This is a genomic window from Neoalteromonas arenosi, from assembly GCF_030362855.1.
GTDB lineage: Bacteria > Pseudomonadota > Gammaproteobacteria > Enterobacterales > Alteromonadaceae > Alteromonas_E > Alteromonas_E arenosi.
Genome location: NZ_JAUCBP010000007.1, coordinates 744,212 through 767,619, shown reverse-complemented (window position 1 = coordinate 767,619; position 23,408 = coordinate 744,212). Strand labels below are relative to the sequence as shown.

Sequence of the window (23,408 nt, the reverse complement as noted above, 5' to 3'; positions counted from 1 at the left end):
ATGTTACATCGGATTTGGTTGGCGTTTATCGTTGCAGCGTTTTTAGCCACGCTGTGGCAGGTCATTTTTTCTGCAGAACTCAATGCTTTTGCCAATACCATGGATGCCATCACGGCAATGGCGAAACTCAGTGTTGAAATTGCGATTGGCCTGATTGGTTTGCTGGCGTTTTGGTTAGGTATATTCCAGGTTGCTGAGAATTCCGGTTTAATTGCAAAAGTCTCTAAGGTACTGGAGCCGTTGCTGTGCCGATTAATGCCGGATATTCCGCGTGGTCATCCCGCAATTGGCAGTATTACCATGAACATGTCAGCCAATGTCTTGGGCCTTGATAACGCAGCAACACCGTTCGGTATAAAAGCGATGCAAGATATGCAATCGTTGGCGCATGACAAGGAAACGCTTACCAATAGCCAAATACTGTTCCTCGTATTGAATACATCATCAGTTACTCTTTTTCCTATTGCCGTATTCTTGTACCGCGCAGAGCAGGGTGCCGCCCAACCTACCGATGTTTTTATTCCAATCTTACTCGCAACAAGTGCATCAACCTTGGTCGGGCTATTTGTAACCTGTGCCGTGCAACGAGTTAATTTATTTAATCGTGTTGTGATGCTTTATCTGTTGGCAATTTTTAGCCTGTTGACAGCCATTATTTTGTATTTTTCCACCCTGGCATCTGAACAATTGGCGCAGCAGTCAAGTCTGGTGGCTAACTTTGCGTTATTGTCTTTTGTGGTGATAGTACTTATTGCCGGTTGGCGCAAAGGACAAAATACCTACGAGTTGTTTGTCGAAGGAGCCAAAAAGGGGTTTGACGTCGCGATCATGATTATTCCTTATTTATTGGCGATGTTGTTTGCGATTGGCATGTTACGTGCGAGTGGCTTATTGACCTATGTCGGCGAAGCGATTGCTGGCGGTGTCGCTTTACTCGGTTTTGATACGCGATTTGTTGATGCTATTCCAACGGCATTGATGAAGCCTCTAAGTGGTTCTGGGGCACGCGCTTTAATGATTGAAACAATGCAGTATCACGGTGCAGATTCATTTGTCGGCCGCTTAGCTTCAGTGATGCAAGGCTCCACGGAAACAACCTTTTATGTATTGGCCGTTTATTTGGGTGCTGTCGGAGTCAAACACAGTCGCTACGCAGTAGGGTGTTGTTTGGCCGCCGATTTTGCCGGTATTTTTACGGCAATAATGGTTAGCTATTGGTTTTTTGGGTAGTAATGAATATCGGTTCATTAGGTGTTCAGTTCTGTCGAGATAGTCTAAGCTCATTCGTTCATCTACCAGGAGAAACACATGACAACTTGGATGGCAAAGTGGGTAATTAGTATCGGGCTGTTTTTGCCCGCAGTAGTAGCTCAAGCGCAGCTGTATTCGCAGAATAATCAGGTGCTACAGCGCACAGTGACCGTGCAAGGTCAGGGAGCCGTTAGCGCTATTCCTGACCGCTTTCGGGTAGTATTTAGTGTCGAATTGAAAGGCCCTGTGGCGACAAAACTGAATGAGCAAATTGAAGAGAAAACCCGTGCAATTATCAATGCACTTGATGCGCTTGAGGTTGATCGATCGTATGTGCGAACGATGCAAATTTCGCTGCGCCCTGGATTTGAAATGCGCGACAGAGAACGCATTCAAATTGGTTTCGTTTTAACCCGGATGATCAGTGTTAACCACAGCAGTATTGGACAATATGGCCAACTCATCGACGCGGTTCTGCGCGCTGGCGCAACAGGGATTGAAAATTTTGAATTTATAGTGAGTAATGCGGACGCGTTGTATGAGCAAGCATTAGCGCTAGCGATGCAAGACGCGCAAAAAAAGGCTGAAGTTATTGTGCGGCCAACTAAGGACAGCATTGGCTATTTAATTTCTGTTAATCAACACCATAATCAAGGGATTCCACAGCATCGAGCAATGACAATGGATGCTGAGATGTCAACGGCATTGGCTGGCACGCAAGTCATTAATGCAAACGTAACGGCCGTTTTTTCTCTATTGTAAGGTAATTATGACAACCGACTATCAAACTCTGATTGCGCAAGCGCGCGCCCTGACTGCCGATGAAAGCGATGTTATCGCGAATATGGCGAATATAAGTGCATTGCTGTTTAACGGTATGCAAGGATTAAACTGGGCAGGGTTTTACCGTGTTGTTGACGGTGAATTAGTATTAGGTCCTTTTCAAGGTCAAACTGCGTGTATTCGCATCGCCTTTGGTAAAGGTGTTTGTGGGACAGCTGCAGCGACAAAAGTCACTCAGATAGTCGCCGATGTTCATCTGTTTGAAGGACATATTGCGTGTGACTCTGCTTCCAACTCAGAAATCGTGATACCGCTGATTGTTAATGATGAAGTTGTGGCTGTTTTAGACATTGATAGCCCAGAATTTGACCGCTTTAGCGCGATTGATGCAGAAAACCTTAGCGAAATTGTAAATATTCTTGTGGCAAACTGGTCATGAAAGAGCTGATTGATATTCATACGGTGTTGTCGACACCTGCTGATATGGATGATTACCACGATGATCCTGAGGCAGCAAGTGATTCGCTGAATCTATTACTGCATGCACTCTACAGTCGTGTTGATGATGAAATAGATACCGCATCACTTGAAAAAATGCTGCAGCACACGTGGGAGTTTTGGTACAAAGAACAACAACTAACTGAAATAGACGATGATGATTTGTCTGATTGGGTTGACCAATTGCTAGCAACTTGGGATGATTCAGAACACGAGACGAATTATGAATAGTGCCTCAAGCTCAATGGAAACACCGCAAAAATTTGCCAATAGTAAAGAAGTCATCGCATTTTTAGCTGAAACATTCCCTAATTGCTTTAGTATCAATGGTGATGCTAAACCCCTTAAAATTGGGATCTTTCAAGATTTAGCGGCGGCGTTAGAAGACGAGCCGCGCGTGAGTAAGACGTTACTGCGTTCGTCACTCCGTCATTACACCAATAGCTGGCGTTATTTGGAAAGTGTCAAAGAAGGTGTGAGTCGCGTAAATCTGCAAGGTGAAGCTGATGCCCAAATCGAAGCAGAACACGCTGAGCACGCACAGAAACAACTAGAAGAAAGCAAGGCCGCAGCAGCAGAAAAGCGCAAAGAATTCAAAAAGGCGCAACCAAAGCGTCGATTCGAAAAACCGGGAAGCAACACTAAATCCACTAAGACATTTAGTGCTAAGAAGGGAACTAACTCAGCTAGTTCTCGCTCTAATAAGCCAATTCCGCAAAAGCTCACTGAGACAGATGTGTCTGTAGGTACTAAAGTTACAGTTAAGTTAGGTAAAGTACCTATGCCTGCCGTAATCACTGAAGTCGCGAAAGATGGTATCCATGTGCAACTCGACACGGGTATGGTCGTAAAGGTGGACCAAAATGCGTTGCGTTTGGCGAGTTCCAAGAGGTCGTAATATGAAAAAAATGCTCCGTTTGTCGATGATATCTGCTGTCATTGCAGCATCTGCCATCACCATAGCAGCACCTACGTCTGAATCTGTCGATTCCCTACCAATTTTACAACAAGAGTCACAGCACGAGGCTGCGGCCAAACGCGTATCTAGAACATTTACCCGCGCACACTATTCAGACGTGGTGTTAGATGATGCGTTGTCTATCAAGATTTTTGAACGCTTTCTGCGTTCGTTAGACTCGAATAAGAACATTCTTTTAAAGTCTGATGTTGACAAATTTAGTGCTCGTCAAACGGAGTTTGATGAGGCGCTTAAATTGGGTGACTTAAGCTTGGCTTACGAAATGTACAGTGTAGGCCTACAGCGCCGTGTTGAACGTTTCAAGTACGCATTGTCGCTACTCGATACGCCATTTGACTTTACGGTCGCTGGTGACAAATTCCATTACCAACGAGAAGACGCAGAGTGGCCGACGACGACTGCAGAGCTTGATGAACTTTGGCGACAACGGGTTAAATACGATGCGCTTAATCTACACATGGCAGATAAAACTTCTGAGGAAATCAGTGAGTTGTTAACGAAGCGCTATGAGCGCGCGATTAAACGGCTGACTCAGACATCGAGTGAGGATGTATTCCAAACTGTAATGAATGCTTTTGCTCGCAGTATCGAGGCACATACTAGCTACCTTTCACCGCGCAATGCTGAGCGTTTCCAAATGGAAATGAACTTATCGTTTGAAGGGATAGGTGCGGTTTTACAGTTAGAAGATGATTACACCGTGATCCAAAGCATCGTCCCGGGTGGACCTGCTGATGCTTCAAACAAGCTCAAGCCAGAAGACAAAATTGTTGCTGTAGCGCAAGCTGAAGAACAGTTTGTGGACGTTGTGGGCTGGCGTTTAGATGAAGTGGTCGATCTCATCAAAGGCCCTAAGGGAAGCACAGTCCGCCTGCAAATCATGAAGGGCAGTGGCGACAGCAAAGCGATGTCTGTTGTTGAACTTGTGCGTGACAAAATCAAACTTGAAGATCGCGAAGCCAAATCTGAAGTAATTATTCCAGAGATTGGGGCTAATGCTGGCGAGAAGATTGGCGTTATCGAGATCCCTTCATTCTACAATGCGTTACACGAACATGTTGAACGCGAAATTGATAAACTTGTTGCGCAAGACGTGAAAGGTATCATCATCGATTTGCGCGGCAATGGCGGTGGTTCTTTACCAGAGGCCATTGCATTGACGGGGTTGTTTATCGAACAGGGCCCTGTGGTACAAATTCGCTACAGCGAAGGTCGCGTTAAAGTTGATAAAGACCGCGACGGTAAAGTGCATTACGACGGGCCGCTAACGGTCTTGGTTGATCGCTACAGTGCCTCAGCCTCAGAGATCTTTGCGGCAGCAATGCAAGATTACAACCGTGCATTGATCATCGGTGAGCAAACGTTTGGCAAGGGCACAGTGCAACAGCACAAGCCTCTAGGTCGGGTATACGATTTGTACGATAACCCCCTAGGTAGCGTGCAATACACGATCGCTAAGTTTTATCGCATTTCTGGAGGTAGTACTCAGCACAAAGGGGTTGTGCCAGATATTGCTTACCCGAGTGCCGTTGACCCAGCTGAGTGGGGGGAAAGTCAGGAAGAAAATGCTTTGCCATGGGATAGTATTAATCGCGCGAACTACATGACGTTTAGTGACAGCCAGCAGACTCTGGACGTGTTGGCCGCTAAACACAAAAAGCGCGTGATGCAAGATCCTGAGTTCCAATATTTATACGAAGACATCGCTGAGTATCAAGCGAATAAAGACGAAACCTTTGTCTCTTTGGTTGAATCTGAACGGCTAGCGAAAAAAGCTGAAACCGAGCAGAAACGCCTTGCACGTGTAAATGAACGTTTAGTTCGCATGGGCAAAGAGACAGTGGCAAGTCTGGACGATTTACCTGACGATATTGAGTTCGATGACCCATTCCTATTGGAAGCCGCGAATATCACTGTTGATATGATTGATACCGGCAAATACGCGATTCGAACAAATTAACTAAATACTGATTATAATCAACGGGCTCTTTTGTAGAGCCCGTTTTTCGTCATCTGGCGACCGCATAATAATTACAATAAAGAGGGATATGCATGAGTGCTCGCGGAGAATTTTCATCTCGCTTTGGCTTTATTTTAGCCGCAGCTGGTTCAGCTGTTGGACTCGGGAATATTTGGGGCTTTCCAAACCAAGTAGCGGATAATGGTGGTGCAGCCTTTGTGCTAGTCTACTTGCTGCTTGCCTTTGTGTTGGCCTATCCAGTATTAATGGCGGAGTTAGTGATTGGCCGCGCAAAGCGCTCCAACATGGTCGATGCCTTAGGTAAAATCTCTGGTAATAAAGTCGGTCGAGCCGTCGGGATATGGGGCTGCATTACGGTTTCATTAATACTGGCTTTTTACGCCATCGTTGGCGGATGGATGATAGCTTATTTCGCTGAATCAGTGACGAGCTTTGTCGGTGCCACGGCAGTGAGTGAATGGTTGGTCGGGTTCTCTACGTCGCGGAACTTAATTCTTTGTGCGCTGTTCTTTGGTTTGACCGCATTTATTGTCACCGGTGGTGTACGCCAAGGTATTGAGCGCTGGTCAGTGCGTTTAATGCCAACACTGATCTTCATAATATTGCTGCTGATCGTATATGTAAGCACACAAGAGGGTGCAGCAGAGGGTTGGAAAGCCTATTTAGTCCCGGATTTTTCTAAAGTATTAAATCCCGAGCTGCTAATTAGCGCAATGGGGCAAGCGTTCTTTAGCATGTCTTTGGGGGTCGGAACTATGTTGGTTTACGGCTCTTACATCAGCAAGAAAGAGCACTTACCGTCTTTAGGGGCCAGTGTTGCATTGGTTGATATTGGCGTGGCAGTGTTAGCGGGAATGCTGATCATTCCCGCAATGTACGTTGCCGCAACCAATGGCGTTGAAATTCTCGACGCCGAAGGCAAGTTGATTGGCAGCGACCAATTGATTTTTACCGTACTACCGGCATTGTTCGACACGATTGAAACCGTAGGTCCACTTATCGCATTTGCGTTCTTTGCACTAATGATAATTGCTTCACTTACGTCGTCTATCTCAATGCTAGAAGTCCCCGTTGCCTACATGGTTGAAAGCAAAAACGTTAGTCGTAAGACAGCTGTTTGGTCTATCGCGCTAGTGATTTTCGCGGTAAGTACATTAATTATCCTAAATTTTAGCCAGCTGTTTGGCTTAGTGATCACTGCCACAACAGAGTACAGTCAACCGCTATTGGGAATGGTACTGTGTATTTTTGCTGGTTGGGTCTGGAATCGCAATGGTTTGCTCAACGAGTTGAAGGAAGGTTCGCCGGATATTGAGGGCACCTTGTTTTGGAAAATTTGGCCGGTTTATGTAAAGTTTATTTGCCCGGTCGTCATCTTCTTTATGTTTATCCGCTCAGTGCTATAGGACGGCTTATCAATGACAAACGAAACGAACAACACGCCAGAGCTGAAAGAGCCTTCGTTACTCGATAGCATGATTCCATTGGTGCTGCTTATTATTATGATGGGTGGAGCCGTGTATATTTTTGGCGACGGCTCATCTTTTGGTCCCAACCAAATCGCGTTGCTGCTTGCAACGGGTATTACCGCAATTATCGGCTTGAAGAACGGTTATACATGGGATGCTATTGAAAAGGGGATTGTCAAAGGTATTTCAATGTCTTTGGGTGCCTGTCTTATCTTACTTGCGGTTGGCTCACTGATAGGGACGTGGATGTTAGCCGGTACTGTGCCGACGCTGATCTATTATGGTCTAGAATTACTAAACCCTGCTATTTTTTATGCTGCAGCTTGTCTGATCTGTGCCGTCGTTGCTATGAGTATTGGTAGTTCGTGGACCACAGCAGCAACGGTCGGTGTGGCGTTAATGGGCGTCTCTGAAGGGATGGGCATGTCAGCGGCTATCACCGCAGGAGCAGTCATTTCTGGTGCTTATTTTGGCGATAAAATTTCGCCGTTATCGGAAACCACTAACTTAGCGCCAGCGATTGCAGGAACAAACCTGTTCGAGCACATCCGTTATATGCTTTGGACTACCATCCCTAGCTTTATTATCGCACTACTATTGTTTTTATTACTTGGATTTAACCAAGACTTAGACGCAACCAATGCGCGTATAGCCGAGATGCAGGTGTTACTTGCTGAAAACTTCAACTTAGGTATCCATTTATTGGTACCGTTAGTCGTTTTGCTGGTTTTGGCAGTACGTAAAATGCCAGCATTCCCAGCGGTGTCAATTGGCGCACTATTAGGTGGTCTATGGGCGATGCTGTTTCAAGCTGATGTGGTTGCTTCGATGAATAATTCTGAATTCTCGGGTTTTCTGGGCAATCTAACGGTTGTATGGACAGCGCTGTTTGAAAAGATGAACTTTTCCACCGGGGATGAGAACTTAAACTCGCTGTTATCGCGTGGTGGTATGTCGAGTATGCTCAATACCATTTGGCTTATTATCTGTGCTATGTCATTCGGTGCAGTGCTTGAAAAAGTAGGGCTTTTGAAACGTGTAGTTTCCGCCATTTTACATGGCGCGAAGTCCGCCGGTGATATGATTTCACGGACTATTCTAACTTGTATAGGCACAAACATGGTAACCGCTGATCAGTACATGGCGATTGTTATGCCAGGCCGTATGTATAAAGAAGAGTTTGAAGCGCGCGGATTGGATCAATTAAATCTGTCTCGCAGCCTAGAAGATGGTGGCACACTGACCTCGCCATTAATTCCTTGGAACACCTGTGGGGCATATATGTCTGGTGTTTTAGGCGTTCACCCGTTTACTTATATATTTTATGCGTTCTTTAATGTAATTAGCCCTATTTTGGCTGTTATTTACGCGTATTTAGGTATAAAAATCTTGCGCGTTACACCACCGAACCTCAAACCACATATGGTAGAAACAAAGTAAGACAGGTTATCGATGAGTATCAAAGCCGCTAAGCGTCGTGAAGACTATTTACCGCCAGATTTTACGGTCGATCATATTGATTTAAAGATTGTGCTAGCTGCTGACGCAACGAGCGTATCTGCAGTGTTGCAAGTTACGCGCATTGGCAGTCACGAACGTCCATTGTGTCTTGATGGAGAACAATTAACCCTTAAGTCAGTTGAGGTTGACGGTATTGCATGGACAGATTATCAACTATCAGAGACAGCATTAACGATAAATGGAGTACCAGATAGTTTTGTTCTCAGCACTGTAGTTGAGATTGCGCCTGCACACAATACTTCGTTAGAAGGACTGTATTTGTCAGACGGCGCGTTTTGCACTCAGTGTGAAGCAGAGGGGTTTCGCAAGATCACCTATTTCCTCGATCGCCCGGATGTATTGTCGATGTATGATGTGACAATTACCGCACCACAAGATGAGTATCCGCAATTACTATCAAATGGCAATAAGCTTGCGAGTGGCCATAACGACGATGGAACTCATTGGGTTAAGTGGCAGGATCCGCACCGCAAGCCCTGTTATTTGTTCGCACTAGTGGCCGGTGATTTTGACTTGCTCACCGATGAGTTTACTACGCAGAGTGGCCGGGTTGTCGCTCTTGAGTTGTATGTTGACAAAGGCAAACTCAACCGGGGCCAACACGCACTGGACTCGTTGAAACGAGCGATGCGCTGGGATGAAGAAGTATTTGGTCTTGAGTACGATTTAGATGTTTACATGATCGTTGCGGTCGATTTTTTCAATATGGGCGCAATGGAAAACAAAGGACTGAATGTTTTTAACAGTAAGTTTGTGTTGGCTGATAGCGAAACGGCCACAGATGATGATTATTTTAATATTGAGTCGGTCATTGCCCATGAGTACTTTCACAACTGGACGGGTAATCGAGTCACGTGCCGCGATTGGTTCCAACTATCACTAAAGGAAGGCTTAACGGTATTCCGCGATCAAATCTTTAGTGAAACATTTAACTCACCTTTAGCGACACGCATCAAGCAAGTGAAAGTCATCCGCGAACATCAGTTTGCGGAAGATGCGGGACCAATGAGTCATCCTATTCGACCTGATGAAGTCATAGAGATGAATAATTTCTATACTGTCACTGTTTACGACAAGGGCGCCGAAGTTATCCGCATGTTATGGACCTTGCTGACGCCTGAAGGCTTTAAGCGCGGAATGCGGTTCTACTTTGATCGCCATGACGGACAGGCCGTTACATGTGACGACTTCGTCAATGCTATGCAAGACGCAAATGATATTGATTTAAGTCTGTTCAAGCGTTGGTATGGGCAATCGGGTACACCACGGATATCGATAGCTCAACATGGTGATAAGCTGACCATAGGACAACATACACCCGCGACGGCTGATCAAGCGTCAAAGCAAGCCTTGCTTATTCCACTTCAATTAGAAATGGTTCCAAGTAACGGGCAAGGCGAGTCGGTCCAACTGACCGTTGCGCTTAAGAGTGAAACGCAAGAGGTTTTGCTGCCTGTCTCCAGTGGTAATCGAGTTCTTAGCGTCAATAGCGGTTTTAGTGCGCCGGTAATCGTAGAGCAACAAGCGAGCCTTGCTGAGTTAGGCAGTATTTTATCCTTCGCCAAAAGCGATTTTGATCGTTGGGAGGCGAGTCAGGCACTTTTCAAGCAAGCGATGCTGGCTAATATGGAAGGCGACGCCAGTGTTATAAATGAAACCGCTCAACTCATGGCGCAGTTTATCACCGCTGAACAACGTAATTTGGCATTGCTTAGCGAGGTATTGATACCACCGTCGGTGGAGTCGTTAGTTGCAGGGTTAGAGCAAGTTAATGTTGATGCGCTACTCAATAGTCACAAAGCAGTATATAAACGCGTAGCAATAGAGTGTGCACCGATGTTGGAAAAGCTACTTGCTGCTTTGGTGTTACGTGATGAATATGCCTACACACCTGAACAAATTGTTCAGCGCAAAGCGCTAAATACACTACTGAAGCTGTATAGCCAATGCCAAGATACCAGTGACATGTTAACGACGCTTTTTACCAATGCGGATAACATGACTGACACTTTAACTGCGTTGCAAGCGGCTCAATTGGGTAATCAGTCAACATTTGAGTCTCTGATGCAACAGTTTGAAGAGCGCTGGCAGGATGACCCGTTGGTGCTGGATAAGTGGTTTGCTCTTCACGCTACTACTGAGCGTCCTGATATTCTAGCGCGCCTACAGCTACTGATGGAGCACAAGCAGTACACCTTGAAAAACCCCAATCGTATCCGTGCCATATTGGGCAGTTTTGCATTTTACAATACCGCTGGCTTGCATTTGTCAGATGGCAGTGGTTATCGGTTCTTTACCGATCACCTGCTTGCTATTGACCCGGTTAACCCTCAAGTGGCAGCACGGATCGTTACGCCTTTGTTAAGCTGGCGTAAATTCGACAGTGACCGTCAAGATAAAATTAAATTCCATTTGACACGTATCTTGGACAACCCGCAAATAAGTAGTGATTTGTTTGAGAAAGTGAGTAAAAGTCTGGCGCAGTAGTCAATGGTAAGTAAAAACATTGAATACGATTTGTCCATCAGTGCGAGTTATGCACAATGTGAACACTTGTACATGCGTGAACACAACACTGTAGTGGTAACTACCACATCGGGGGTTCGAGTGCAGTTGCCGACCAAAAACTTACGTCCGTTCGTTGGGCCAAACGGAATTCAGGGCACCTTCAGACTCGTTACCACCGCAGACAATAAAATTCTCAGTCTGACTAAGATTAGCTAATTTTCGTACAGTTAAATCGCTTACAAAATAGCCGGAATAGATATCTGTTATGTAAATACCACTCAACTGGTACGATTTGTCCTTGCGATTGCGTACAAATGATGTAATCATTTTGTTAATCAGTATACATATGGTCGTAATGCCATTAACTAATCGTTAAAGGCTCAGGAGAATAAAAACGATGATAAATAGGCCTAGTGCATTCAAAAGAACACCTCTTGCAATGGGTATTGCTGCATTGATTGCAGGCTCATGTAATGTGAATGCAAAAACTTGGGAATTTGGTGATGTTGAAGTTAATCTAGACTCTACATTTACGTTGGCGACCAGTATTCGTACTGAAAAACGTGATTTAGGGTTGATTGGTAACAGCAACTTGCCACAATTCGATTGGACAGGTTACAACGCTGCAACCAACGTTATCTATCCATCGGCTGACGTTTGGGCTATTGCCGGCGGTCAAGGTTCTTACAGTACCAATAGTGACTTGGGGAACCTTAACTTTGACCAAGGCCAAGCCTTTTCAACACAGGTGATCGGTTTACATGAACTAGACATTTCGTCTGGCGATTATGGTTTCTTCACGCGTTTCTTTTATTTCCATGACTTTGAACTACTCAATGGCAGCCGCCCGTGGTCTAACAAAATTACAGGTGTAGAAACGGACCTTTGTGATGATCCAGAGGCGCGTAATGAGCTGTGTCAAGATATTCGTCTGTTGGACGCGTTTGCCTATGTCGATACCTACATCGGGGATATGCCACTTTCAGTGCGCTTGGGTGATCAAGTAGTAAGCTGGGGCGAAAGTACTTTTATTCAACACGGTATCAACACCACTAACCCGGTTGACGTGCCTCGTGCAAGAGCGCCAGGCGCGGAGTTAAGTGAAGTATTTATTCCTGTCGGTATGCTATGGGCGTCATTAGGTGTAACTGATAACCTAAGTCTTTCTGCGTACTATCAATACGAGTGGGAAAAGAGTTTATTACCGGTCGCCGGTAGTTATTTCTCTACTAACGATTTCGCGGGCGAGGGCGGTCAGGTTAACAACGTTCAGCTTGGCTTCACGGGTAACCCTGATATTGACCTTAACCACTTATTGGCTGAAATGAATAATCTCGGTGACGCATTGCGCGCCGGAGCGGATGCCAGTGCTATCGGTAATGCGTTGTTAGCATACAGCACCAAAGTGGGTGTTCGTGGTTTTAGTGACGCAGCTCATGAAGATGCAGACGACCAGGGTCAATACGGTATTAAGATTGGCTATTTCTCTGAAGCGCTAAATAACACTGAATTTGGTCTCTATCACATTAACTACCACAGCCAACGTCCACTGATTAATGGTATTGCATCTGACTTTACCCAAGCGGGTATTGGTCGTGACCTGAATGTTTTGGCGACACAGGAAATCACGCGCCACAACATTACTGATCTAAACACTTTCGCTGAAGCTGTGTTTATTTATCCAGAAGACATCAAACTCTACGGTTTTAGCTTTAATACTAACGTTGGTACTACTGCTCTTGCCGGTGAAATCGCCTATCGTCAAGACGAGCCATTGCAAATGGACGACGTTGAATTGCTATACGCAGCAATGCCAGAACAGCTTGCTGCTGCCGGCTTACGTCCTGATTTGGCGGGCATTTCTCAATACGCCAATACGGGCCGCACGGTAGCGCCAGGTGGTATCGTTGACGGTGTACTTTATTCAGACACTGTGCAAGCTCAGATGACCGCGTCACATGTGTTTGGTCCAATGTTCGGGGCTGATAACTTCATTCTTCTTGGTGAAGTCGGTGTGGTCAGTATCCAAGATATCCCTGATCAGAGCGTAATTCGTCTCGAAACTCCGGGAACAGCTCGTACTCCGTCGCTAGAGCCGCTAGTAAATGGCGACGGTTCATTGAACTTCCGTGAAGGTTTACATGTCGGATTATCAAACGGTCCTGAAACCAATGAATTCGCAACAGCGAGTGCATGGGGTTATCGTTTGCTAGCTGTGGCAGACCACAACAACATATTCTCAGGTGTGAACTTACGCACTCGAGTGGCATTCTCGCACGACGTTAATGGAACAACGCCTAACCCGCTGTTCTTGTTTACTGAAGATGTGAAATCAGCGAATGTCAGCTTTACTTTTGATTACTTAAGTCGTTGGTCATTCTCTGCAGCGTACAATGCATTCTGGGGTGGCTCAGGTACTGCAAACGCATTATCAGACCGTGACTTTGTGTCGTTTAATATTAAGTACGCAATCTAGAGAGAAGTATTATGATTAAAAAATTAGGAATAGTCGCAGCAGCGCTAACGATTGCGTTGTCTAGTCATACAGCGCTTGCCAAAGTAAGTGCCGACGAGGCGGCAAAATTAGGGGATTCACTTACACCTCTAGGTGCTGAAAAAGCTGGAAACGCAGATGGTTCTATCCCTGCGTGGACGGGTGGCATCACTGAAATTCCTGCAGGTTTTCAGCCAGGTGGTTTCCATGTTGATCCGTTCCCTGATGATAAGCCATTATTCGAAATTACGGCCGCTAACTATCAGCAGTATGCAGCGTTTTTATCTGAAGGTCAGAAGAAAATGTTTCAGACGTACCCTGATACCTATCGCATGCCGGTATACCAAACTCGTCGCAGCGCATCTAACCCACAAGCTATCTATGACGCAACGCTAGCCAACGCGACGCGTGCGGAGTTGCTTGACGGTGGTAACGGTCTTAAAGGCGCAGCAATTGGTATTCCTTTCCCAATTCCACAAAACGGTTTGGAAGCTATTTGGAATCACATTCTGCGTTATCGCGGTGAAGCAGTTGCTCGTTTTGGCGGTCAAGCTGCGGTACAAGCAAACGGTGATTACGTTGTTATTGGTTTCGATGAAGAATTGTTAATCAATTATGCCCGTCCAACGGCAACACCAGAGCAGTTGCTTGAAGACAATATTTTGTTCATGTTTAAGCAACAAGTCACGCAACCAGCGCGTTTAGCGGGCACAGCACTGCTTGTTCACGAGACGGTGGATCAAATTAAAGAGCCACGTAAAGCCTGGACGTACAATACGGGTCAGCGTCGTGTGCGTTTAGCGCCTAATATTGCGTACGATACACCGGGAACTGCTGCAGATGGTCTGCGTACTACCGATGACTTCGATATGTTCAACGGCTCGCCGAATCGCTACAACTGGGAGCTTAAAGGTAAACAAGAAATGTACATTGCGTACAACAACTATGCGCTACACAGCGACCAAGTTTCCTACGCAGACATTCTGAAGCCAAATCACGTTAATCCTGACCTAACGCGTTTCCAAAAACATCGTGTATGGGTGGTTGAAGCAACACTTAAAGACGAGTTCCGTCACGTTTATCAGAAGCGTGTGTTCTACATTGACGAAGACAGTTGGCAAGTTCATGTTGTTGATATGTATGATAATCGTGGCGAACTTTATCGCGTCGGGTTAGCATATGGCGTAAATTATTATGATGTTCCGACACATTGGTCTACGCTTGATGTATATCATGATCTTAACTCAAGACGTTATCTAGCAATTGGATTGGATAATGAAGAAAAAATGTATGACTTCACAATTCGTCCAGATGAACGCGAGTTCACCGCTTCTGCATTGCGTCGCGAAGGTAAGCGTTAATATTCGTAACAAGTGAAACGGTTGGTGTTGCGAGAGCAGCGCCAACCGTTTTTTTATAAGTGGGTGAGTATGACACAACGAAAAAGGTTACTGGCTAGCTTTTTAATTCCTCTCTCTTTCGCCGTTGGCGCGGAAACTTTTCAAGCACCTCTAGTTGAAAAATCATTACTACTAGATGCTGATACTGACCAATATCACGTCGTCGTAGGCGAACGTGGTCATGTAGTAATTAGCGAATTAGATTCCCAAGATTTCACGCAGTTATCATTGCCTTTGGCGGTGACACTCACTGCGGTAGACGTATTAGGCGATCATATTTGGGTCGCCGGTCACGATGCGACAATCATGCATTCGCCTGACAGGGGAGCAACCTGGGAAATACAGATGAACGAGCCTGACATGGAGCGTCCATTTCTGGATATTTTATTTTTCAACGACACCCACGGTATAGCAGTAGGCGCTTATGGCTTGTTTTACCGGACAAGAGATGGTGGACAAAGTTGGAATGCTGAACAGCATGCAACCTTGTTAAACCCAATCGACATCGAATACCTTGAAGAGATACGCGCTGAGGATGAATCTTTTTATTTGGAAGAGCTAAACTCAATCCTGCCGCACATCAATCGCATCGTTTATGCCAATGGTAAAGTATATGCGGCTGGTGAAACGGGCTTATTGGCAGTCAGTGAAAATTTGGGTGAGTCATGGGGGCGTGATGAGCTCGATTATTTCGGCTCGTTTTTCGACTTCCAACCCGTTGACGACAGCCGTAATGTTGCGATTGGTTTGCGCGGAGCGGTTTATACGCAAGTCGATAAAGGCGACTGGCAACGCGTCAACAGTTGTACAACGTCTACGTTGAATTCAGTCAAGTTATTAGATAATGGTCAGCTATTAGTGGTCGGTAATAATGGCGCGATCATCCATATCGACGTCGATACATTATTCTCTGGTACTGTAAACAATTGCAGTACTAATGGGATGCGGATAACGCAGTTAGAGAGTAAAAGCGCTATCGCTACCGTGTTTAAGAATAACAATAGCTATACAGCGGTTACGTCTGATGGCTTACTCCCATTAACTTCTAAGTAGGAAGACCTATGTCGAAAATAAATAACTTCCTCGAGAAATTAATTTTTAATAATCGCGGATTTGTAATTGGCATTTTCGGGCTGATTACTATTGGCTTGTTGTATAGCGCCTCACAATTGAAGCTCGACGCAGGCTTTGAAAAGAATATTCCGCTCAAGCACCCATATATGCAAACGTATATGAAGCACCGCGAAGATTTCGGCGGGGCGAATAACATATTGGTGTCGGTATGTGATCGTAGCGGTAACATCTTTAATACGAACTTTTTTGACACACTCAAGAATGTGCATGACCAATTGTTTTTTATCAACGGTGTCGACCGTTCATTAGTTGTGTCACTTTTTGCACCATCAACCCGATTTACTGAAATTGTTGAAGGTGGTTTTGCAGGCGGTCCAGTCATTCCAGCTGACTTTAACTCCACCAGTCAAGATGCGCTAGACACGGTTGCCGCAAATATTGAAAAGGCAAAGATTGTTGGTCGTCAGGTTTCAGATGATTACTCTTGTGCGATGGTAACTGCGCAGTTGCTCGATATTGATCCTGAAACAGGCGAAGCGCTTGATACATTGGCGTTAGCGGGTGAACTTGAAGATCAATTACGCGGTCAATACGAAAACGATAAGATCAGCATACACGTTATTGGCTTTGCCAAAATGATTGGCGATGTTGCCAATGGTGCTAAAGACGTGTTGCTGTTTTTCGCCATAGCAATTGTTATCACTGCATTTATGGTTTACTTCTTCTGTAAATCCGGAATGTTAACCTTTTTACCACTGCTATGCTCAATCATTGCGGTCGTTTGGCAGTTAGGCCTGCTCACAGTGTTGGGCTTTGGGCTCGATCCAATGTCAATTCTGGTGCCATTCCTAGTATTCGCGATAGGTGTATCTCACGGCGTGCAAATGATTAACGCTGTAGGTAAAAACGTTGTAGCTGGTATGTCTGTGCTCGATGCAGCTAAAGATGCCTTCCGCGTATTGTTAATCCCGGGCGGAATCGCATTGTTATCTGACACCGTGGGCTTTATGACGTTATTGGTTATCGATATCGGCATCATCCGCGAATTGGCAATCACTGCCAGTATGGGTGTAGCAGTGATTATCTTTACTAACTTAATTCTGCTTCCTGTGCTTATGTCCTACGTAAACTTAGGTGATAAGTACAAGCAAAAGTTTAGCGGTAAAGAGAATCGTTCAAATGCCTTCTGGAATGCCATAGCGTCTTGTTCGAAGAAGACCACTGCGATCAGTATCGTGTTGATCACTGCGTTGTTATTCGCGCTAGGTTGGATGCAATCTCAGAAAATGAAGATTGGAGATTTACACGCAGGTGCGCCGGCCTTGCACGAATACAGTCGGTACAACCAAGATACTTTCTTAATTACCGACCGTTATGAAATTACAGTGGACTATATTTCTGTCATCGTTGAGACCGCACCAGAGTCTTGTACGTCATACGAAGTTATGAGTGCAATTGATGATTTCCAATGGCGCATGGAAAATGTCCAGGGGGTCCAGTCTACAGTTTCGTTGGCTTCTGTGGCCAAAGTGGTAAATGCCGGTTACAACGAAGGCAATATTAAATGGCAAACCCTACCGCGTAATACCCAAACACTAGTGCAAGCAATCTCTCGTGTGCCGACGTCTTCAGGATTGCTTAACGGTGATTGTTCGGTCATGCCGGTCATTTTGTTTATGGCAGACCACAAAGCAGAAACCATCGAGCGGGTTGTTGACGCAGTAAAGGAATACCGCACTGAGTTTGAGAACGAAAACTTGTCGTTCAAGCTTGCTTCTGGGCCTGTTGGCGTAATGGCTGCAACCAATGAAGCTGTAAGTGCTGCGCAAGACCCAATGATGATATATGTGTTTGGTGCCGTCATACTGTTGTGTTTACTGAGCTTCCGTTCACTGCGGTCTACCTTGTCAGTAGTCATTCCTCTTTATGTTGTGTCAGTATTGGCTCAAGCATTGATGACCATACTTGAGATCGGGCTCACAGTATCCACCTTACCGGTTATTGCCTTAGGTGTTGGTATTGGGGTGGATTACGGTATCTATATACTATCGACGATGAGCGGACGTTTGAAACAAGGTGCTTCAGTTGAGTCAGCCTATCTAGATGCATTAAAAGAGCGGGGAAGTGCGGTGTTATTCACGGGTATAACACTCGCTGTTGGCGTAAGCACATGGGTGTTCTCAGCGCTTAAATTCCAGATGGATATGGGTATCTTGTTAACCTTTATGTTCGTGGTGAATATGCTCGGTGCTATTGTGGTTCTGCCAGCAATTGCGCGATTGCTTTGGTTTAATCGCAGCGAAGCATGTGATATCGACAATGGACATAATGGATAGACCAGTTATTTTCCGCATATTTAAGTGATAAAAGGGCATATATTGCCCTTTTTTATTGCGTATTTTGAATAAGTATCTAAAGTGTAAAGAAGTCGTTAAATTATCACTTTAAAAGCGCGCCAGTTTTGGCGAAAATACACGTCTAATATGTTGTATTTAAACAATATCTCGCTATAGCGAAGACAATAATAAAGGTTGATGAATGACATTCGCCACAAAACCTCACTCTGTACTCCTCGAAAACGTTTATAAACTTATCGATAAAAATGTTGAAGGCGCTTTCTCTGCATTGGTTAAACAGTTCGCACAACGCCTGTATGTGAACATGGCTTCTGATGATCTAGCCGATCGCAATGACAGCGACTTATACGGCGCCGCATTGAGTCTTTGGCATGAATTTGAAGAATACGAAACCGGTGTTCCGGAAATTCGTGTTTTTAACCCAGAAATCGCCAAGCACGGCTGGCATAGCAGTCATACGATTGTAGAGATCATCGTCGATGACATGCCATTTTTGGTTGACTCGGTCCGTATGGCACTTAATCGCCTGGATATTACTGCGCACTTATTGTTGCACAGCCCTATGACACTTAAGCGCGATGCTGATGGTAACGTGGTTGAATTTATCGATAATCCAACCAAACGTCAGTCTACTAATTTGAGTAAGCAAACGGTTTTTCTGATTGAAATTGACCGTCAAAACTCAGCTACAGCAGCTAAAAAGTTAACCGATGAACTGTATTCAGTCGTAAACGAAGTGTCTTTAGCCGTTAACGATTGGCAGGCGATGCGCGAAAAACTCGATAACGTTATTGAACTAATCAATAACGATAAAACGAATATTCAAACGCCTGAAGCCAAGCAACAGTCTTTAACCTTTTTAAAGTGGTTAGCCGATCACAATTTTACCTTGATGGGTTATCGTCATTACGATGTCAATGCAATCAAAGGTGATCATCGCTGGATGCCTGACAATGACAGTAGCTTAGGGTTGATGAAAAATTCTAAGACGGATCGCGACCGTTTGATTTCACGCATGGCAGCTAGCGCGCAAAAGGCGGCGCTAAGTGATAGTCCGTTAATACTGACAAAGACCAATACACGCTCTCGGGTTCACCGTCCAGCGCATATGGATTATGTTGGCATTAAGGAATTTAATAAAAAAGGTGAGGTGATTGGTGAGCATCGCTTCATTGGTTTGTATTCCGCGTCGTTTTACAATAGCAGTGCGACTCAAATCCCTGTGCTGAAAGAGAAGATTGAACGCGTCTGTAGCTTATCAGGACTACAACCTGGCACTCATGCTTATAAAGCGTTTGTCAATATTATAGAAACCTATCCGCGCGATGAAATCCTGCAGAGTACTGACGCAGAGCTTACCCAGATTGTTCTGGGTATCTTTAAGATGCAAGAGCGGGGAATTACGCGTTTATTTATGCGTAAAGAAATTTTTGGCCGCTTTATTTCATGTATGGTTTTTGTACCGCGTGAAAAGTACAACACACAGTTGCGTAAAGAAACGCAAGCCTTGCTCAAACAAGCTTTTGGCAGTGAAAAAGATGTGGAGTTTACGACTTATTTCTCTGAGTCTGTGTATGCCCGCACACATTACATTGCACAAGTGAAAGACAACAACGTGGAATACAATGTGAAGGAAATAGAAAACAACATCATTGAGCTGACAAAAACCTGGGGCGATCGACTTGCCTCTGCTATTGTTTCTGCCCACGGTGAAGCAGCCGGTAAGGCCCTACAGCAACGTTATGCCAACGCATTCTCGCGCAGTTATACCGAATCAAATTTACCTAGTGCGGCATTGGTAGACATTCAGCGGTTAGAGTTGCTCAGCGCTGATAACACCTTGGATATGTTGTTCTATCGTCCTCAAGAAGAACCATCAGACAGCCAAATCGTTAAATTGAAGCTGTTCCACAAAGATGAGCCAATTCATTTATCTGACGTTTTACCGATGCTTGAAAACTTTGGCTTGCGCGTCATCGATGAAAGTCCTTATCGAGTAACCTGCCAAGAAGGTAATGTGAACTGGATTATGGACTTCAAAATGCTGCACAAACGCGTGCAAGATTTTGACATGGAGACAGCACAAGGCTTATTCCAAGATGCATTTTCGAAAGTTTGGGATCAAGAGCTCGAAGATGATGGTTTTAACCGCTTAATTCTTGGCGCTAATCTCACCGGTCGCAATGTTACGATCTTGCGTGCATACGCCAAATACATGAAGCAGATTGGCTCGTCGTTTAGCCATGATTATATCGCCAGCACATTAGCCGCATACCCGCAGATCGCTGAGTGTCTGGTTAAGTTTTTCGAGCAGCAGTTCAATCCTGCAATAAAACGCAATGCGAAAAAGTCTGAGGCGATACAAGCGGATATCGAAGCGCACTTAGATAATGTCTCTAACTTAGATGATGATCGGATTATCCGACGCTATTTAGATTTAATTAAAGCGACATTACGGACCAACTTCTATCAAGTAGATGCGCAAGGCAACCCTAAATCTTATGTTTCATTTAAGATGTTGCCAGAAAATATTCCCGACATGCCTCTGCCGATGCCGAAGTTTGAAATTTTCGTGTATTCTCCGCAGATCGAAGGGGTTCACTTACGCGGTGGCAAAGTTGCTCGGGGGGGCTTGCGTTGGTCAGACCGCCAAGAAGATTTCCGCACGGAAATTTTAGGGTTGGTTAAAGCACAGCAAGTTAAAAACACCGTTATTGTTCCGGTAGGTGCAAAAGGTGGTTTTGTTTGTAAGAATTTATCGCCCGAATTGTCGCGTCAGGAATTCTTTGAAGCAGGACAAGCGTGTTATCGCACCTTTATCCGCAGTTTACTAGACATCACAGACAACATTGTTGATGGCAAAATTGTGCACCCAGAAAACGTTGTGCGCTTGGACGAAGATGATCCGTATTTGGTTGTTGCCGCCGATAAAGGCACGGCGACATTCTCAGATATCGCCAATGGTATCTCTGAAGAATACAACTTCTGGTTAGGTGATGCGTTTGCTTCTGGTGGCAGTATCGGTTACGACCACAAGAAAATGGGTATTACCGCGCGTGGTGCTTGGGAATCGGTCAAACGGCATTTCCGCGAAATTGGCATTGATTGCCAGACCACAGATTTTACCTGTATCGGTGTCGGTGACATGGCCGGTGACGTATTTGGTAACGGTATGTTGTTATCCGAGCACACGCGTTTGATTGCAGCCTTTAACCACTTACACATTTTCTTTGATCCAAACCCTGATGCTGCGAAGACTTATGCCGAGCGCAAACGTTTGTTTGAAAACCCGAGTTTGTCATGGGCTGATTATAATCAAGATTTGATTTCCAAAGGCGGCGGTATTTTTCTGCGCTCTGCAAAGTCAATCAAACTCTCTCCTGAGATGAAGAAGTGGTTGAATACTCGTCAAAATGCCATGACGCCAACAGAACTGATCCACAACATTTTGAAAATGGAAGTGGACTTGATGTGGAATGGCGGTATCGGCACTTATGTTAAAGGCAGTAAAGAAAGCCACAATGAAGTGGGTGATCGCGCCAATGACTCCTTACGGGTTAATGGTAAAGATGTTCGCGCCAAGATCGTCGGCGAAGGTGGTAATCTAGGTCTAACACAATTGGGACGTATCGAATTTGCTGCGAATGGTGGCCGAGTTAACACAGACTTTATCGATAACGTAGGGGGTGTTGATTGTTCGGATAACGAAGTAAACATTAAGATCCTGCTCAATGCATTAGTTAATGATGGCGAACTTACCGTTAAGCAGCGTAATAAGTTGCTGTACGACATGACCGATGATGTTTCGACCATTGTTTTACAAGACTGTTATCGTCAAACCCTGTCGATATCGATCACTGAGCGCGCCGGCGCAAGTCTCATTAAAGAGCAGTTACGATTTATTCATGGTTTAGAGCGCGAAGGACAACTGAATCGTGAGTTAGAGTTTATTCCCAACGATGAAGAAGTGTCTGATCGTCTTGCATCTAATGCTGGCTTTACGCGACCCGAACTGTCTGTGTTGATTGCATATGGCAAAATGGTGTTAAAAGACCAACTCAATACGCCGGAAATTACCGATAATCCTTATTACGATCAGCTATTGGTAAACGCGTTCCCTGCTGTATTGCGCAAGAAGTTTGCCAAGCAGATGCAAAACCATCCACTGCGCAAAGAAATTATTGCGACTAAGTTGACCAATGAAATTGTAAACGATATGGGCCTTAACTATATGTTCCGTGTGCAGGAAGAAACGGGGGCATCGGTTTCCGAAGTTGCTATTGCATACAGTATCGTTAAAGCAATATTTGGCATTGGCGATTTATGGGAAGCAATAGAGAAGCTCGATAACAAAGTACCTGCAGACGTTCAGCTAAGCATGCTTGAACAAGCGCGTCGTACAATTCGCCGAGCTTCTCGCTGGTACTTGCGCCACGGTAACCAAGCATTGGCTATTGATGAGGCGATTCAGCAATATTGTGAAATTTACCGCGATCTGCGCGACAATCTGGGCGAATACCTTGTTAAAGAAGAATACGCTGAGGTTGAACGCGAAACGGCTAAATTAATGGAGCAGGGCGTGCCAGAAGAAATTGCTCGCTCAGTTGCTAGCTTTAGTAATATGTTCTGTTGCTTGGATTTGGCGCAAATCGCGCAAACCGACAAACGCGGCAACGCAATCGCAGCGAAACTGTACTATCAGTTGGGCTCTAAGCTTGAACTGCATTGGTTCTTAACCCAGATTAACCATCAATCTGTTAGTAATCATTGGCAGGCACTCGCACGTGCTTCGTATCGAGAAGAGCTCGATTGGCAACAGCGTTCGATTACCAATAACTTGCTGCTTAATGCTCCAAACGAAAAAGACGCTAATGTAATCTTGAATGATTGGATGGATGCCAACGAGGTTTTACTACAACGTTGGTATCACATGATGTCTGAGTTCAAAACCAGTGCGACACACGATTTTGCGAAGTTTTCTGTCGCTTTACGTGAATTGATGCTGTTAAGCGTGAAGGCAAACCATTAAAATAGTACCTATTGCGAAGTTATAGCCCCGCAATGCGGGGCTTTTTTTTATCTGGATAGTGACC

Annotated in this window: 15 protein-coding genes; all 15 read left to right on the top strand. The window is 45.0% G+C overall.

What is annotated here, in order from left to right; genetic code table 11:
* The 15 genes from QTP81_RS09800 to QTP81_RS09730 all read left to right on the top strand — a co-directional run bounded on the left by QTP81_RS09800 (position 1) and on the right by QTP81_RS09730 (position 23,344).
* Positions 1 to 1,230, top strand: coding sequence for a nucleoside recognition domain-containing protein (locus QTP81_RS09800; RefSeq protein ID WP_289365172.1), 1,230 nt, complete (start codon positions 1 to 3; stop codon positions 1,228 to 1,230).
* Between the two features lie 78 nt (positions 1,231 to 1,308).
* Entirely contained in the window at positions 1,309 to 2,013 is a 705-nt protein-coding gene (locus QTP81_RS09795; RefSeq protein WP_289365171.1) for an SIMPL domain-containing protein, read from the top strand.
* A gap of 7 nt (positions 2,014 to 2,020) precedes the next feature.
* On the top strand, positions 2,021 to 2,473 hold the full coding sequence (locus QTP81_RS09790; protein ID WP_289365170.1) for a GAF domain-containing protein: 453 nt from the start codon (positions 2,021 to 2,023) through the stop codon (positions 2,471 to 2,473).
* Positions 2,470 to 2,763, top strand: a complete 294-nt coding sequence (locus QTP81_RS09785) for a hypothetical protein (protein ID WP_289365169.1) — start codon at positions 2,470 to 2,472, stop codon at positions 2,761 to 2,763. Before QTP81_RS09790 ends, QTP81_RS09785 begins: the two co-directional genes overlap by 4 nt.
* Positions 2,764 to 2,776: 13 nt before the next feature.
* Complete coding sequence (proQ, locus tag QTP81_RS09780; protein WP_289365632.1) at positions 2,777 to 3,430, top strand: RNA chaperone ProQ; 654 nt, start codon at positions 2,777 to 2,779, stop codon at positions 3,428 to 3,430.
* Position 3,431: 1 nt separating this feature from the next.
* Entirely contained in the window at positions 3,432 to 5,471 is a 2,040-nt protein-coding gene (gene prc / locus QTP81_RS09775) for a carboxy terminal-processing peptidase (protein WP_289365168.1), read from the top strand.
* A 92-nt stretch (positions 5,472 to 5,563) separates the two neighbouring features.
* Entirely contained in the window at positions 5,564 to 6,898 is a 1,335-nt protein-coding gene (locus QTP81_RS09770) for a sodium-dependent transporter (protein ID WP_289365167.1), read from the top strand.
* A 12-nt stretch (positions 6,899 to 6,910) separates the two neighbouring features.
* Positions 6,911 to 8,401 (top strand): Na+/H+ antiporter NhaC, encoded by a 1,491-nt coding sequence (nhaC, locus tag QTP81_RS09765; protein ID WP_289365166.1) that lies wholly within the window; start codon positions 6,911 to 6,913, stop codon positions 8,399 to 8,401.
* 12 nt (positions 8,402 to 8,413) lie between these two features.
* Positions 8,414 to 10,969: an aminopeptidase N gene (gene pepN, locus QTP81_RS09760; RefSeq protein WP_289365165.1), complete on the top strand. Its 2,556-nt coding sequence runs from the start codon at positions 8,414 to 8,416 to the stop codon at positions 10,967 to 10,969.
* Positions 10,970 to 10,972: 3 nt separating this feature from the next.
* A complete protein-coding gene (locus QTP81_RS09755; RefSeq protein WP_289365164.1) occupies positions 10,973 to 11,206 on the top strand; it encodes a DUF2835 family protein in 234 nt (77 codons plus the stop codon).
* 181 nt (positions 11,207 to 11,387) lie between these two features.
* The gene (locus QTP81_RS09750) at positions 11,388 to 13,466 is read left to right on the top strand and encodes a DUF1302 domain-containing protein (RefSeq protein ID WP_289365163.1); all 2,079 of its coding nucleotides are present in this window, start codon (positions 11,388 to 11,390) and stop codon (positions 13,464 to 13,466) included.
* An 11-nt stretch (positions 13,467 to 13,477) separates the two neighbouring features.
* Positions 13,478 to 14,845, top strand: a complete 1,368-nt coding sequence (locus QTP81_RS09745) for a DUF1329 domain-containing protein (RefSeq protein WP_289365162.1) — start codon at positions 13,478 to 13,480, stop codon at positions 14,843 to 14,845.
* Between the two features lie 69 nt (positions 14,846 to 14,914).
* On the top strand, positions 14,915 to 15,937 hold the full coding sequence (locus QTP81_RS09740; protein ID WP_289365161.1) for a beta propeller repeat protein: 1,023 nt from the start codon (positions 14,915 to 14,917) through the stop codon (positions 15,935 to 15,937).
* An 8-nt stretch (positions 15,938 to 15,945) separates the two neighbouring features.
* A complete protein-coding gene (locus tag QTP81_RS09735) occupies positions 15,946 to 18,294 on the top strand; it encodes an efflux RND transporter permease subunit (protein WP_289365160.1) in 2,349 nt (782 codons plus the stop codon).
* A gap of 202 nt (positions 18,295 to 18,496) precedes the next feature.
* Positions 18,497 to 23,344, top strand: coding sequence for an NAD-glutamate dehydrogenase (locus QTP81_RS09730; protein ID WP_289365159.1), 4,848 nt, complete (start codon positions 18,497 to 18,499; stop codon positions 23,342 to 23,344).
* The last annotated feature ends 64 nt before the right edge of the window (positions 23,345 to 23,408 follow it).

Excerpts from the sequence above, each read along its gene's own strand:
- QTP81_RS09750 (WP_289365163.1), top strand. The coding sequence starts at position 11,388 with ATGATAAATAGGCCTAGTGCATTCAAAAGAACACCTCTTGCAATGGGT.
- QTP81_RS09730 (WP_289365159.1), top strand. The coding sequence starts at position 18,497 with ATGACATTCGCCACAAAACCTCACTCTGTACTCCTCGAAAACGTTTAT.
- QTP81_RS09770 (WP_289365167.1), top strand. The coding sequence starts at position 5,564 with ATGAGTGCTCGCGGAGAATTTTCATCTCGCTTTGGCTTTATTTTAGCC.
- QTP81_RS09785 (WP_289365169.1), top strand. The coding sequence starts at position 2,470 with ATGAAAGAGCTGATTGATATTCATACGGTGTTGTCGACACCTGCTGAT.
- prc (WP_289365168.1), top strand. The coding sequence starts at position 3,432 with ATGAAAAAAATGCTCCGTTTGTCGATGATATCTGCTGTCATTGCAGCA.
- QTP81_RS09800 (WP_289365172.1), top strand. The coding sequence starts at position 1 with ATGTTACATCGGATTTGGTTGGCGTTTATCGTTGCAGCGTTTTTAGCC.
- QTP81_RS09795 (WP_289365171.1), top strand. The coding sequence starts at position 1,309 with ATGACAACTTGGATGGCAAAGTGGGTAATTAGTATCGGGCTGTTTTTG.
- QTP81_RS09735 (WP_289365160.1), top strand. The coding sequence starts at position 15,946 with ATGTCGAAAATAAATAACTTCCTCGAGAAATTAATTTTTAATAATCGC.
- QTP81_RS09745 (WP_289365162.1), top strand. The coding sequence starts at position 13,478 with ATGATTAAAAAATTAGGAATAGTCGCAGCAGCGCTAACGATTGCGTTG.
- QTP81_RS09740 (WP_289365161.1), top strand. The coding sequence starts at position 14,915 with ATGACACAACGAAAAAGGTTACTGGCTAGCTTTTTAATTCCTCTCTCT.
- pepN (WP_289365165.1), top strand. The coding sequence starts at position 8,414 with ATGAGTATCAAAGCCGCTAAGCGTCGTGAAGACTATTTACCGCCAGAT.
- proQ (WP_289365632.1), top strand. The coding sequence starts at position 2,777 with ATGGAAACACCGCAAAAATTTGCCAATAGTAAAGAAGTCATCGCATTT.
- QTP81_RS09755 (WP_289365164.1), top strand. The coding sequence starts at position 10,973 with ATGGTAAGTAAAAACATTGAATACGATTTGTCCATCAGTGCGAGTTAT.
- QTP81_RS09790 (WP_289365170.1), top strand. The coding sequence starts at position 2,021 with ATGACAACCGACTATCAAACTCTGATTGCGCAAGCGCGCGCCCTGACT.
- nhaC (WP_289365166.1), top strand. The coding sequence starts at position 6,911 with ATGACAAACGAAACGAACAACACGCCAGAGCTGAAAGAGCCTTCGTTA.